Source organism: Actinomycetota bacterium, from assembly GCA_019347675.1.
Classification (GTDB): Bacteria; Actinomycetota; Nitriliruptoria; order Nitriliruptorales; family JAHWKO01; genus JAHWKW01.
Window position 1 is genome coordinate 124,323 of sequence record JAHWKW010000001.1, and the last position, 13,237, is coordinate 137,559.

Genomic DNA, 13,237 nt, shown 5'->3' on the forward strand with positions numbered 1-13,237 from the left:
CGGTCAGCGCGCCAGCTGTTCCGCCCTCTGCGCGACGCGGGGCAGGGTTCCGTTGATGTCGCGCAGGAGCCGGTTGACCTCCGTGACCCCCGGTCCGATCGCGCTGACCTGCGTCTCGACGGCGCGCACGCCGAACGCCACCCGAGCGAGGTTGGCGGCGATCGAGCGCAACTGGCGCGTCACCATCGTCACCATGATCGCCAGGACCAGCACGAGCAGCACGATCTCGATGACCGTCAGCGTGACCAGCAGCACGAAACTCACGGTGTCCCCCCTCGCCTGTATCGTCGGCTGCGGCTCACAGCCTGCTATCCAGAAGTTGTTCGTGAGCTTGCATCTCTTCGCGGAGCGATTGCAGCGTGTGGGACAGCTCGCGCAACTGCCATGTGGTGGCCGTGTTCGACGCGAAGCGCGTCGCGGTCTCCCACACCTCACGGACCCCTCGGTCGATCTGCTGCACGATGCGCAGCAGGAGGGTCAGCAGCGCGATCACGACCAGGAGGACGACCGCACCGATCCCCAGTGAGATTGTCCAAAACGTCTCGTATTCAGAAACCAGCGCCAGCAGATTCGGATCCATGTCTCATCCCCCCAGAACTTGGCGAACGCTCTGCGCACTTTGCAGGATGTGCGTGGCGTGCTCGTCGACCGTCGAGACATCCCACATGCCCAGCGTGTTGCGGTACCCATCGTCGAGCGCGTCGATCGCCACTCGGGCCTGCTGGTTGATCGTCTGCGCCGAGTTCAGGATCGACGCCACGACGACGACGACCACCAAGACGATTGCGAACCCGATCGCCAGCCCCACATACCAGCCGCCGAGAGGGGGGCCTGCCGGGGCGTCCTGCTGCAACAGCGTCAGTATCAATGACATCGGTGCCTCCCAAGCGACGACCGAAGCGCTCATGCGACCCGGCCCCACACCGGTATGTGTCGCACACATGTAACCCTAGCATGTGCGGACGCGCCGCGTGCCAGTCGTTGGCGTCAGCTGGCCAACTCTCGTGCGTCGTTCCGGCAGCGCGTCGCAGAAAAGAGGCGGGCACGATTTTTCTCGCATCGTGACGGACGGCATCTCGGCGCGTGCGGTCGTATGGTGGTCAGGTGAAGCACCGTCTGGGGGAAGTCGATGATGGGACCGCAGCCGGGTTGGCGACCGGGCCCCGGTGCGCAACGTCCTCCCGGGTGGGGCCCGGATCCCAGCGGCCGGTACGAGGAACGCTTCTTCGACGGTCACAACTGGACCGCACGTATCCGGATGGGCGGCTCGGAGGCCATCGAGCGCGAGGTGGATGCGGGGCCGGGGGCCGGACGTTGGTTCCCCGACCCGACAGGCCGTTTCCAGGAGCGCCTGTTCGACGGGCGCCGCTGGACCAAGATCGTCCGGGTGGCCGGGACCGAGGCCATCGACATCCGGGGTGTCCCGGCCGGGACCGCACGCCCACGCGGAGAGGCTGCGGCGCCATCGTCGGCGACACAACCGCCCGGCTGGTACCCCGACCCGTCGGGCGAGTACCCGCAAGGGGAGCGGTTCTTCGACGGTTTCCAGTGGACGGCGAAGGCCAGGCCCGGCGGGCGTCGGGCCCCGGTTTCGCCGTACCCGCGTGCAGTGCTCGCGACGGGTGTGGTCGCCGTGCTGATCCTGGTGATCGCGATCGTGGCGGTGATCGCTCTGATGTGACGACTGCCGCCACGCCGGCGCCTTCGCGACATGATCGCCGGTGGCCTAGCATGCGCGGCCATGCCCAGATGGTTGATCCCCTTGAGTATCGTCGTCGTCGCCGGCGTCCTCGCCGCCGTCGTGGCGCGGGTGGGCGGCGAAGCCTCCCCGACGCCCACACCGACGGCCCCGGCAGCGGCCCCCACCGAGACCACCCCGGCTGCCGCCCCGACCGGGTTCGTGCGCTTCCATGACGAGCAGACGGGGATCGCGATCGCCTACCCGGCGAACTGGGCACGGCTCGAGTCGCCCGACCCGCAGGTAGTGGTCGTCGCCACGCTCAACGGGCGTGACTCGTTCCTGGTTCGCAGGAGCGAGCTCGGCTTCGAGGTCACCGCCGAGAACCTCGACGCGGTCCGGACGTTGACGGACGACATCGTCACCGCCGAAGAGGACGTGGAGGTGCTCGCCGGACCGGAACCGATCGAACTAGCCGGCCTGCCCGGCCACTTCTACCTCTACACGTTCGAGGACGACAGCGGCGAGCGCGGTGCCCACTCGCACTACTTCGTGTTCCGCGGCGACATCATGATCAGCCTGGTGTTCCAGGCGCTCCCCGCAGACCGGTTCGCCGAGCTCGCCCCCACGTTCGACGCGATCGCTGAGAGCCTCGAGGTCACCGCCCCGCAGGAGTAGGGCAGGTGCGGGCGTACCCAGAGCGGCCACCGCCACGGCCGTTGATCGATGGGACGGACTGAATCTGTTGCGTCGGCGTCGCGTGCATCCCAACAGAAAGGATCGGAGCCGCCGGTGGTCCGGCGGCTCCGATCGCTTGGCTGCTCGCTTACTGCCCGCAGTGGCCACCTGGCGCCGCGGGTGAGCAGTCGATCGAGTTGGCGTGTCCGTGGATGGTCTTCAGGCCCTGGTTGATGTGACCGGGGCCGACCTCGAGCAGGATCGCGTCCGTGTCAGCCTTGATGCCCCGAACCAGTCCGAGGATCTCAACGACACGGTTGTTGATGCCCGGGACGCCGTTGCGCCCACAGACCTGACGGATCCGGTTCAGATCGGTGATCCCCGGGTTGGGGCCGTTCGAGCCACAGGCGATGGAGTTCACCGTCGCCAGGATGGCGCGGACGTTGCCGTGGATGCTGTTCACCGAGGCGCCGACCGACCGCACACTGGCACCGATCGAGTTCACGCTCGCGTTGATCTGGTTGACCTTGCCGTTGATCTCTCCGGCCGTGGAGTTGATCGAGCCCAGGTTCCCGGCGATGTCGTTGGCTGCGGTCACGACCTGGCCGGCCTGCCCGGACAGGGGTTGGACCTCCGTGAGGATGTTCCCGGAGATCTCGATCGTCTGTTGGGTCAGTTGGATGGCGTCGGTGTTCTCGTCGATCGCCGACACCTCGCTCGTGATGGTCACTACCCGGTCATCGATCTGGCGCGCGGACAGCAGCGTGCCCGTCAGCATCAGCACGGCCGCCAGCGCCCAGGCGATGACGATCACCAGGACCGTCGCCGCCAGGCCGGACTCGTCGGTGTGGATCCTCATCTCGGTCCCACCTCCTAGCACGGGCCCGGGATGATCAGGCCTTCGCAGATGCTCTGCAGGTGCTTGTTGACCTCCTGCAGGCCGGCCAGGATGTTCTGCGTGTCGCTCCGGGCTGGCGCCAGGACGCCGTTGGCGATGTCCAGCCGTTGCCAGATGTCCTCGGTGCCGAGGTCGTCCGGCGGGCTCTGCGCCGATTCGAGCTGCTGCTCGATCTGGCGGGCCAGGTCCAGGACCTGCCCCAGCGTCGCCGACACCGGCTTCAGCGTGTTCGACACGTTCACGAGCACGCCCGAAGTGTTCCGCAGGTCACCGGAGGTGTCCTGCAGCGACGCATCGATCGATGCGGCCGAGTCACGGATCGACGTCAGCGCGGCGACGATCTGCTCCGCCTGTCCGGGGATGTCCTTGAGCGCCACGTCGATGTTGGTCAGGTTCTCGTTGATGCTGCCGATCTGGGTCGGCAACGGGTCGACGTCGGACCCGATGCTGGTCACCGCCGTGTCCGCCTCGGCCAGGTTCGAGTCGATCGCCTCCAACGCTCCCACGATGCCGAGGAGGAAGCCGACCACCACGATCAGGACGAGGATGCCGATGGTGACCCACGTCCACATCCACCGCGTGGCCGTTGCACCCATCTGCTGCGGCTGGGGTTGGGGTCGAAGTGTGCCTGCTGTTCCTGCCATGTCGTCCCCTCCTACCCGGCCGCGCAGTGGCCGTCGGGCGGTGTTGCCCCGACCTTGTTGTCGATGCAGGCCGCGTTCTGGTGCGCTTCACGGGCTTCGCCCAGGATGTTGGCGGTGTCGCCCTTGATCGCGCGTGCGAGGTTGATGGTCGTGTCGGCTCGCTCGTTGATGTTCTGAACGTCCTTGTCGATCCGCTTGGCGACGTCGAGGATCTCTGCCGCCGCGGTGTTGATGCCGCGCGCGGTGTTCCCGATCGCGCCAGCGGTCGAGTTGATCGTCCTGGCCGTCGAGTTGATCGTCCCGGCGGTCGAGTTGATCGTCCCGGCGCTGTCGTTGATCGAGACCGCCAAGGTGTTGATCTCCTGAGCCAGGGACACGATCTGGTCCAGGCTTCCGGAGAGCGGCTCAGCGGTTCGAAGGATGGATGCGGCGGTCTCGTTCGTCCGGTTCAGTTGCACCACGGAGTCGGTCGACGTGTTGATGCCCTGACCGGTCCGAGCGATCCTCTCTGCTTTGGCGTTGATGCTCTGCGCCGCCCGCATCGTCCTGGCGAGCAACGCTGCGCTGATCCCCGCCGCCACCAGGACGACGACGAGGACGATGGCGCTCACCACGTTGATGGCGCCGTGTTCGGACCGCAACGTCGACGTGACGCCGGCCCATGGGCTCCTGACAGCCACGGGTCCCCCCTCTCTCGTCCCGACCGGTTGGAGCACCGGGTGGTGCGCCGGCCGAGCTAGCTGCCGCTTCCTTCCCCGTACCGATCGGTCGCCGTGACGACCGGGGAGTCCGCGTGGTTCCGCAGCTGGCGCGACAGCCCGACGGCGCCGAACGGCGCCGTCGCGTCACGGAGGGGAGACCAGAAGGGACACGCGGTGGGAGAGACACGCGTCACACGAGCAACCAACGCCGCTCGGTTGTGCACGCTCACCTCTCCCGCCCCGGTCGAACGCTCGCCGCGACCGGATACGTGTCGCTCGCACATAGTAGACACCGGGGCCGGCCGGTCTCAAGCGCCCGACCCCCGCGCGAACGGTCAAAGAGACTCTTCGAGCTTGCCCAGGTTCTGCGGTCGGACGGCGACCCGCGCCCCGCTGGCGGTCTCGAGCAGCAGCGCCCCGTCGTCGAAGGTGTCCACGGCCAGGCCCTCGACCTTGGGGCCGGCGGGCCCCATCGGCAGCAGTAGAGCGCGGACCTTCCGGCCCAACGTGACACAGCGCTGGCGGTAGTCGGCGATGACGTCCTCGGCGGGCATGCCGTAGCGACGCTCGACCGCGCCGACGATCCCGGCCAGCAGCGGGGCGCGGGGCGGTTCGGCGTCCACGGCCAGGAACGTGGCGACGGCCCACTCGGTGTCCTGGGGCCCCAAGCCCACCTGCACGCCGACGGCTCCCGCCCGCTTGCCGTCGACGACCACCTCGTCGGGCCATATCACGCCGGCGTCGCCGCCGCCGACAGCGTCGGCCAGGCCGGAGACCGCGACGGTGTACAGCCAGCCTTCGCGTTCGGGGGGCAGCGACGGCCGCAGCACCAGTGAGAACCCCAGGCCCCGGCCCGGTTCGCCGACCTGCCAGGCCAGCCCGCTGCGGCCGCGCGGCGAAGCCTGGTAGTCGGCCACGACCACCGCCCCCTCGGGGCCGCCGGAACGTGCCCAGGCCAGCGCGTCGGCTTCGGTCGACAGCAGCGCCGGGTAGCTACGGACCGGTCGATCCCCCAGCGCCTCGGCGAGCGCTTGCGCTGACAGGTCCTCCACGCGCTACTCCCAGGTGCCGTCGTCGCCCACCTCTTGGGCGATCCGGTTGAAGATCGCCTTCAACCGGTCCCACTGCGGGATGTGGAACCGGGCCATCGCGCGCGAGATCTGCGACCGGAAGCGTTGGCGGTTCTCGGTGTCGCGGTCCTGCAACGCCTCGACGGTGCTGCGGATGACGGCCTCCATGTCCTGGTTGGGCATCTCGAGGAGGACGTCGAGGTAGGTGTAGGCGAGCTCGATCGAGGCCCCACGCCGGGCCAGTTGGCCGTCGATCCATGCGCCGGTTGCGGCGCGGCGCTCGCCCGGGTCCGCGTCGGCCCAGCGGACGAACTCCTCGCGCGCCTCCCTGGAGCGATCGTCCGACGGGAGCTGGTCGAGCACGATCATCAGGTCGTCGTGGCCGTCACCGAGGCGGCCCAGCACCGCGTCGGCCTGCTCGACGACCGGTTGTGGAGCCGCAGGCGTGCCCCGCGCCTGACGGGCCGCCAGCCGCGCCCGCGGATGGTCGTCGACCTGCTCGTACGCCAGTGCGAGGTTGGCCTTCGCCATGGCGTAGGCGTCGGCCCGCAAGGATCGAGGGTTGGTCCCCACGGCGGTGAGGAAGGCCGCCACCGCATCCTCACCGCGTTCGGCCGCCAGGTGCACCAGCCCCAAGACGTTGGCGGCGGCGCCGGCCGCAGCCGCGTCGTGAGCTTCGGTCGCGGACTTGATCGCGGTGTCCAGCGGTTCCAGCGCCGCATCGAGTTCCCCGGCCGACAACAGGGTCGCGCCCAGCTCGCGGCCCGCAGCCGAGGCCTGCCCCGGCGGTCCCTCCTCGCGGAAGCGCTCGAAGGCCTGACGGAACCGATCGGCCGCCGCGTCGAGGTCACCGCGGTCACGCTCGACGAGCCCCAGGTTGAACAGCGCCGCTCCGTGCTCGAGGTTCAGGCCATGCTCGCCGAACAGGTCCGCGGCCCGCGTGAAGGCCTCGGATGCGCCAGCCGAGTCGCCGTCGCTGCGCAGGCCCACACCGAACATGTTGGTGGCCTTGGCGTGCTCCACGGGGCGGTCTTCGCGGTCGAACAGTTCGGCTGCGATCCGCAGCGCCACCACAGCCTGGGGGATCCGCTCCGCCTCCAGCAGGGTGACACCCAAGTGGAACTGCACGGTGGCGTGCTCGACGGGGTTGCGATCGGCGCGGTAGCGCAGCAAGCCCGACCGCAGCTGCTCCAGACGCTGGTCGATGTCGTGGGTGGCGGCCACGGATCACTCGAAGCCGGGCGGCGGTCCCGACTGCAGTTGCACCAGGGTGGGCCCGGGCGGGGCGTGTGGCTCGGCCTCGTCGTCCTCGACCGTCAGGTGCATGAACCCGGGGAAGTGCTCCCGCAGCGAGGTCTCGACACCTTCTCGAAGGGTCACCGCCGAGGCGGTGCAGCCTGAGCAGGCCCCGCTCATGCGGACGTGGACAACGCCGTCTTGGACCTGGAGGATCTCGACCTCGCCGCCGTGGGAGTGGATGTAGGGGCGGATCTCCTCCAGGGCCTGCTCGGCCGCGGCGCGCTCGTCGACCCCGACCGCGTAGGCATCGAACAGCCACGAGATGGCCGGATGAGCCTGCCGCAGCTCGCTGAGATCAACCTGATCGCTCAGAGCCTCCCCGAGGTGGGTCAGCGCCATGCGGTGCAGGACGTCGATGCCGTCGAGCAGGTCGAACACCTGTTCCTGGATCGGCTCGTCGAGCTGTTGGAGGGACTCCAGCAGTTCCTCGAGGTGGGTGAGCAGGGCGTCGAGGTCATCCATGGGTCACCGCCAGCCAGGTCGCCGATACCGCGTCGCTTGCGAGGGTATCGGCACGCAGCAATCTGCACCGCGCGGCCGCGGTGCCAGCCGGTCCGCTTCCGCGTCAGGACGGAGAGCGCAGCAGGTGGTGCAGCAGGATCAGCTGGGTGATCGCCAGGGGTTCGCTGTGCTCCCCCCCGCCCAGATCACCGAGCGACTCGGGGAGTGGGTCGTCGCGCCCCAGGTTCTCCCAGATGAGCTTCTGGATCATCCGGGTCTCCTCGCGCGGCGCGTACCCGTGGACGTGCAGGGCGTCGACCGGCCGTCCATCGTTGTCGCGCATCAGCTTCAGGTGCACGGCCTGGCGGTGCTCGTCGTCGATCACCTCGGTGAGGTTGGGGTGCGGGATGGTCGGCCGCAGCAGCAACGTCGCGGACAGCGGCGTCTCCTCGGGGTCGTCGCGCTCCTCGATCGGGCCGAACTGCACCACGATGTCGGCCTGTTCGCGCTGTGGGCGGATGAACGCCTCGGATTCGGGTTCGCGTTTGCGGAGGCTGGCTCGCACCTCCTCCTCGGTGTATCCGCGCTCGGTGACGTCCCGCTCGATCTTCCACTTGTAGCGGATCTCCTCGGGCGGGTCGAGGTACACGCTGACGTCGAAGCACGCTCGCATCAGCCTGGTGTGCAACGGGAGCAGACCCTCGACGATCACGTAGTCACCCGGCTCGACCAGCTCTGGACGGACGAGCTTGCCGTTCGAGTGGTCGTACACCGGCTTCAGGATCGGCTGTCCGGTGGCGACCAGCTGCAGGTGCTGCTCCATGACCTCGATGTAGTTGCACTCAGGATGCAGCGGGGTGAACGGCAGTTCCTTCCGCTCCTGCCGGTCGTACTTGTGGTAGTCGTCGATCGGGACCGCCGTGCAGCGATCCGGGCCCAGCGCCTGGACGAGCCCGCGCGTGAGCGTGGTCTTCCCCGAAGCGCTGTCGCCGGCGACGGCGAGCATCCTGGGTCGGGTCCGACCTTCGTTGGGGCCCGCCCGCCTCATGCGTATCAGCTTGTCAGGCATCGCTTGCTCCTCATCTTCTCACCGGGTCCAGCGGTCAGTCCTGACCGGGGATGTCGACGTCGACGTGCACGGCATCGACCACGAGTCGCGGGTGTGTGGGCGAGGCCACGAACGAGCGCGTCCGCCAGCCTCCGTCGGTGCGCACCGGGCCACGGAGCAGCTCGCCGCTGGTGACGCTGGTCGCAACGAAGCAGCACTGGTCCGAGGCGACCAGGTCGTCGAGCGTCAACGGCGCGCCGGGTTCGTGCCCTGCCTCGATGATGCGTTCGCGTTCGCCGTCCTTCTGCGGCGCCAGGGCGGCCTGCATGTCGCCCCGCAGTAAGCGCACCGCAGCGGCGGTGATCACCCCCTCGGGCGCCCCGCCGACGCCCAGCAGGACGTCCGCCCGCGAGTCGGGCAGGAGGACCAGCAAGGCCCCGGCCACGTCGCCGTCGGGGATCAGGATCACGCTCACGCCCAGGGCGTAGAGCTCCTTGACCAGCTGCTCGTGGCGGGGCTTGTCCAGGACCACCGCGGTCAGCCGGTCGACCGGCTTGTCGAGCGCCTCGGCGATGGCCTTGAGGTTGTCCTCCGGCGGCCGGGTGATGTCGATGGTGCCGGCGGCTTCGTGACCGACGACGAGCTTGTCCATGTACCACGCGGCGGGGCTGCCCCACAGGTCACCTTCGGGTCCCGCCGCCACGACCGCGATCGCCCCGTCGGCAGCACGGGCGGCGGCGCGGGTGTTCTCCAACGGGTCCACCGCCAGGTCGAAGCGCTGGCCGTCGCCGGTCCCCACGTCCTCGCCGATGAACAGCATCGGCGCGTCGTCCTTCTCGCCCTCGCCGATGACGACGGTGCCACGTCCGGGGACGCTGTCGAGGGCGGCCCGCATGGCTTTGACCGCTGCGGCGTCGGCCTCGTCGCTGTCGCCGCGTCCCACCCACGGGCGGCAGGCCAGCGCAGCCTCTGTCGTGCACCGCAGCAGGTGCAGCGCGAGGGCGTCCATGTCGAGGGTGGTGCCGTCGGTCATCGTCGGGTCCCCTCGGTGGCGGATCGCGAGGCGGCCAGGGTCTCGCGCGCTGTGTCGGCGATGTTTTCCGGGGTGAAGCCGTAGTTCTCCAGCACGACCTCGCCCGGAGCGGAGGCCCCGAACTGCGTCACGCCGATCACCCGTCCGTCGGGACCGGCGATGCCGTCCCAACCCATCGGCACCGCCGCCTCCACGACCACCCGGGGGATGCCGGGTGGCAGGATCTCGGCGGCACGCTGGGGATCCAGCTCGAGGAACTGCTCGCGCCACGGCATCGACACGACCCGCGCTGTGGTCCCGTCGGATGCCAACAGATCGGCCGCCTCCAGCGCCTTCCACACCTCCGAACCGGTGGCGACGAGGACGACGTCCGGCTCCCCGTCGGAGTCGCGCCGGATCCAGGCGCCGTCCTGTCCGATGGTACCGCGTGGAGGTGGCGGCAGGACCGGCAGATCCTGGCGACTGAGGATGATCGCGGTCGGGCCGTCGGTCCGCTCCAGCGCGACGCGCCACGCCTCGCTGGCCTCGTTCGCGTCGGCGGGGCGGAGCACGGCGAGGTTGGGGATGGTGCGCAGGCTCGGGACGTGCTCGACGGGCTGGTGGGTGGGCCCGTCCTCACCGACGCCGAGCGAGTCGTGGGTGAACAGGTAGACGGCCGGGACACCCATCATCGCCGCGAGTCGGATCGCGGGACGTGCGTAGTCGGAGAACACCAGGAACGTGCTGCCGTAGGGGCGGAAACCGCCGTGGAGTCCGATTCCCGTCAGCGACGCGATCATGACGTGCTCGCGGACCCCGAAGTGGATCTTTCGGCCCCGGTAGTCGCCCGGCTTGACCTCGTCGCCTTCGACCTTCGCGACCCGGGTGGAGCCGGCCAGGTCACCCGATCCCCCGACCAGCTCGGGGAGGATCTTGCTCAGCTCCCGCATCGCAGCGCCCGAGCCATCCCGGGAAGCCATCTTCTCGCCGGCGTCGAACTGCGGCAGGACGTCCTCGTAGCCCTCGGGGAGTCGCCGGGCGTGGACGCGGCGCCACTCGCTGGCCTGCTCGGGGTGACCGTCGGCCCACTTGTCGAAGCGCCTTTCCCACTCGTCGTGCTCGCGGCGGCGCTCGTCGGCGAGCTTGGCGCAGTGCTCACGGACGTCGTCGGGGATCACGAACATCTCATCGGGCGGCCAGCCGAAGCGGGTCTTCGTGCGGCGTAGCTGGTCGTCTCCGAGCGCGCCGTCGTGCGCATCGTGCGTGCCCTCCACGTCCGGAGCGCCGTAACCGGCGAGCGTCGGGACACGGATCAGGCTGGGCCGGGTCTCCTCGGCGATCGCGTTGTGCAGCGCCTGCTCGATGGCGTCGCGGTCGTTGCCGTCGTCGATGTCCTCGGTGTGCCAGCCGTAGGCGGCGAACCGCGTCAGCACGTCGTCGCTGTAGGTCACGTCGGTCGATGCGTCGATCGTGGTCTTGTTGTCGTCGTAGAGGATGATCAGCCGACCCAGGCGCAGGTGCCCGGCCAGAGAGGCCATCTCGTGGCTTGCGCCCTCCATCACATCGCCGTCCGAGGCGATCACGTAGGTGCGGTGGTCGACGATCGGGGGACCGTCGTCGGGGTTGTAGCGGGCGGCCAGCATCCGTTCGGCCAGCGCCTTGCCCATGGCGTTGCAGATGCCCTGACCCAGGGGGCCGGTCGTGGTCTCCACGCCCGGCGTGTGTCCGAGCTCGGGGTGGCCGGGAGTCCGCGAACCCCACTGGCGGAACTCGCGGATGTCGTCGAGCGTGAGGTCGTAGCCGAACATGTGCAGCAGCCCGTACAGCAGCATCGAGCCGTGACCGGCGGACAGCACAAAGCGATCGCGGTCGGGCCAGTCGGGTCGGGTGGGGTCGAACCGCAGGAAGCGCGACCACAGCACCCACGCTGCGGGCGCCATCCCCATCGGCAGGCCCGCGTGACCGGATCCGGCCTTCTCGACCGCATCGGCGGCGAGCAGACGCAGCGACACGATGATCCGGCCCTCGAGGTCGTCTGAGGCCGGAGCGAGGTCTGGTTCGGTGGTGGCAGCCGTGCTGGTGCTCATTGACGTGCTCCCTCCGCGATAGAGCGCAGCCGTGGGATGGCCGCCTCGGGTCCGCCCTCGTGGCCGAAGACGGCGCTTCCGGCACAGAATATGTTCGCGCCCGCGCGGGCGGCTCCCGCGATGGTGTCGGGACTGACACCACCGTCGACCTCGACTTCGATGTCGTGGCCGGAGCGGTCGATCAGTGCCCGTGCCGCGGCGATCTTGGGTTCCATCGTCGCGATGTAGTCCTGGCCACCGAAGCCGGGGTTGACCGTCATCACCAGGAGGAGGTCCATCAGGTCGAGCACGTGCTCGACCGCCGTCAGCGGCGTCGCCGGGTTGAGCGCCACACCCGTCCGTGCGCCCAGCTCTGCGATCGCACCCAGAGTGCGGTGCAGGTGGGGGGTCGTCTCGGCGTGGACGATGATCAGCTCGCACCCTGCCTCGACGTAGCGGTCCAGCAGGCGGTCGGGGTTGGCCACCATCAGGTGCGCCTCGAAGCCGAGGCTCACCTGGTCGCGGGTGCCCGCGATGATGTCAGGACCGAACGTCAGGTTGGGGACGAAGTGACCGTCCATCACGTCCCATTGGATCCGGTCCGCGCCCGCCTTCTCGAGCAGGCGGACGTCCTCGCCGAGCCGGGAGAAGTCGGCAGGCAGGACCGATGGGACGATCTGTGCGCCACGGTCCGTTGGTTGCGGATCCTGCTCCGCCGTACCCGTCACGGCGCATCTCCTCTCGCCCGCTCGCGTGGCCTCGCGTCGGGGCCGGTGTTCAGACCGTGCCGTCGACGTCTTCCTGCTCGGCCTCGGCTCGGCGTTCACCGACACCCTAGGACGCCGGCTGTGGCTCGACCTCCCCCTCGGGCGGGGTCGAAGGGGGGATTCCATCGGTGCCCACAGGTCACCTTCGGGCTTGGGTCCCTCCCGGTGCACGCGCTGACCCCGGTCGTTCGGGAACCGGTTGGACGCCGCAGTACGGTGACCGTCGCCGGTTGCCGTCGCCGGCGGCGCCCCACCCCGCGACGTACGATCGGCTGACCATGCCAAGACCCATCCGGGTGGTCCTGGTCGATGACCACCAGATGGTCATCGACGGTCTCAAGGCGATGCTGAGCCGCCATTCCGACGTCGTCGAGGTCGCCGGTGAAGCGCAGACCCGCGACGAAGCGCTCGCCGCGGTCCACGCGGCCGGGCCCGACGTGGTCCTCCTCGACGTCCGCTTGAAGGGCGACAGCGGCCTCGACCTGTGCGTCACCATCCGCGACCTCGTGCCCGACTGCCGGGTGGTGTTCCTGACCGTGTACGACGACGAGCAGTACCTGTTCCAGGCGCTGCGGGCGGGAGCGTCTGGCTTCTTGCTGAAACGCGTCGACGGTGACGAGCTGGTGCGCCACCTGCAGCAGGCCATGGAGGGTGTCACGGTGGTGGACCCGACGCTGGCGGGGCGTGTGGCCGCGTCGGCGGCGCGCCTGCACAGCGGGGAGTTCTGGCCGGGTGCGCACCTGGGCCTCACCCAGCGCGAGAGCGAGGTGTTGGCCCTGCTGGTCGCCGGCCACTCCAACAAGGCCGTCGCCGGTGAGCTCGTCATCAGCGAGGAGACCGTCAAGAGCCACACCCGCTCCATCTACCAGAAGCTCGACGTGTCCGACCGGGCGCAGGCGGTCGCGGTCGCGCTCCGCGAGGGACTGTTCCACTGA

At 69.4% G+C, this 13,237-nt stretch carries 16 protein-coding genes; 3 read left to right on the top strand and 13 right to left on the bottom strand.

Features of this window, described 5'->3' with window-relative positions:
- Positions 1–3: 3 nt before the first annotated feature.
- The 3 genes from KY462_00585 to KY462_00595 are packed head-to-tail and all read right to left on the bottom strand — an operon-like array spanning position 4 to position 907.
- Positions 4–264: a hypothetical protein gene (locus KY462_00585; GenBank protein ID MBW3576241.1), complete on the bottom strand. Its 261-nt coding sequence runs from the start codon at positions 262–264 to the stop codon at positions 4–6.
- 34 nt (positions 265–298) lie between these two features.
- Positions 299–580: a hypothetical protein gene (locus KY462_00590; GenBank protein ID MBW3576242.1), complete on the bottom strand. Its 282-nt coding sequence runs from the start codon at positions 578–580 to the stop codon at positions 299–301.
- 3 nt (positions 581–583) lie between these two features.
- A complete protein-coding gene (locus KY462_00595; GenBank protein MBW3576243.1) occupies positions 584–907 on the bottom strand; it encodes a hypothetical protein in 324 nt (107 codons plus the stop codon).
- Positions 908–1,132: 225 nt separating this feature from the next.
- On the opposite strand from KY462_00595, the gene KY462_00600 reads away from it, so the two are divergent.
- Both KY462_00600 and KY462_00605 read left to right on the top strand, forming a co-directional pair.
- On the top strand, positions 1,133–1,681 hold the full coding sequence (locus tag KY462_00600) for a DUF2510 domain-containing protein (protein MBW3576244.1): 549 nt from the start codon (positions 1,133–1,135) through the stop codon (positions 1,679–1,681).
- A gap of 81 nt (positions 1,682–1,762) precedes the next feature.
- Positions 1,763–2,356, top strand: coding sequence for a hypothetical protein (locus tag KY462_00605; GenBank protein MBW3576245.1), 594 nt, complete (start codon positions 1,763–1,765; stop codon positions 2,354–2,356).
- Positions 2,357–2,504: 148 nt separating this feature from the next.
- On the opposite strand, the gene KY462_00610 is transcribed toward KY462_00605, so the two are convergent.
- From KY462_00610 to rpe, 10 genes are all read right to left on the bottom strand, one after another.
- Positions 2,505–3,215 (bottom strand): hypothetical protein, encoded by a 711-nt coding sequence (locus KY462_00610; GenBank protein MBW3576246.1) that lies wholly within the window; start codon positions 3,213–3,215, stop codon positions 2,505–2,507.
- Between the two features lie 14 nt (positions 3,216–3,229).
- Positions 3,230–3,898 (bottom strand): hypothetical protein, encoded by a 669-nt coding sequence (locus tag KY462_00615; protein MBW3576247.1) that lies wholly within the window; start codon positions 3,896–3,898, stop codon positions 3,230–3,232.
- Positions 3,899–3,909: 11 nt separating this feature from the next.
- Positions 3,910–4,578, bottom strand: coding sequence for a hypothetical protein (locus KY462_00620; protein ID MBW3576248.1), 669 nt, complete (start codon positions 4,576–4,578; stop codon positions 3,910–3,912).
- A 356-nt stretch (positions 4,579–4,934) separates the two neighbouring features.
- Positions 4,935–5,651, bottom strand: coding sequence for a hypothetical protein (locus tag KY462_00625; GenBank protein MBW3576249.1), 717 nt, complete (start codon positions 5,649–5,651; stop codon positions 4,935–4,937).
- Positions 5,652–5,654: 3 nt separating this feature from the next.
- Complete coding sequence (locus tag KY462_00630) at positions 5,655–6,893, bottom strand: tetratricopeptide repeat protein (GenBank protein MBW3576250.1); 1,239 nt, start codon at positions 6,891–6,893, stop codon at positions 5,655–5,657.
- Between the two features lie 3 nt (positions 6,894–6,896).
- Positions 6,897–7,430 carry a NifU family protein gene (locus KY462_00635; protein ID MBW3576251.1) on the bottom strand — a complete coding sequence of 178 codons (534 nt, stop codon included), beginning with the start codon at positions 7,428–7,430 and terminating at the stop codon, positions 6,897–6,899.
- Positions 7,431–7,533: 103 nt separating this feature from the next.
- On the bottom strand, positions 7,534–8,478 hold the full coding sequence (locus tag KY462_00640) for a phosphoribulokinase (protein ID MBW3576252.1): 945 nt from the start codon (positions 8,476–8,478) through the stop codon (positions 7,534–7,536).
- Positions 8,479–8,512: 34 nt separating this feature from the next.
- The gene (glpX, locus tag KY462_00645) at positions 8,513–9,490 is read right to left on the bottom strand and encodes a class II fructose-bisphosphatase (GenBank protein ID MBW3576253.1); all 978 of its coding nucleotides are present in this window, start codon (positions 9,488–9,490) and stop codon (positions 8,513–8,515) included.
- On the bottom strand, positions 9,487–11,556 hold the full coding sequence (gene tkt / locus KY462_00650) for a transketolase (protein MBW3576254.1): 2,070 nt from the start codon (positions 11,554–11,556) through the stop codon (positions 9,487–9,489). The genes glpX and tkt overlap by 4 nt, the downstream gene beginning before the upstream one ends.
- Positions 11,553–12,428, bottom strand: a complete 876-nt coding sequence (gene rpe / locus KY462_00655; GenBank protein MBW3576255.1) for a ribulose-phosphate 3-epimerase — start codon at positions 12,426–12,428, stop codon at positions 11,553–11,555. The genes tkt and rpe overlap by 4 nt, the downstream gene beginning before the upstream one ends.
- Before the next feature lie 152 nt (positions 12,429–12,580).
- Between rpe and KY462_00660 the strand changes: the two genes are divergently transcribed.
- Positions 12,581–13,237, top strand: coding sequence for a response regulator transcription factor (locus KY462_00660; GenBank protein MBW3576256.1), 657 nt, complete (start codon positions 12,581–12,583; stop codon positions 13,235–13,237).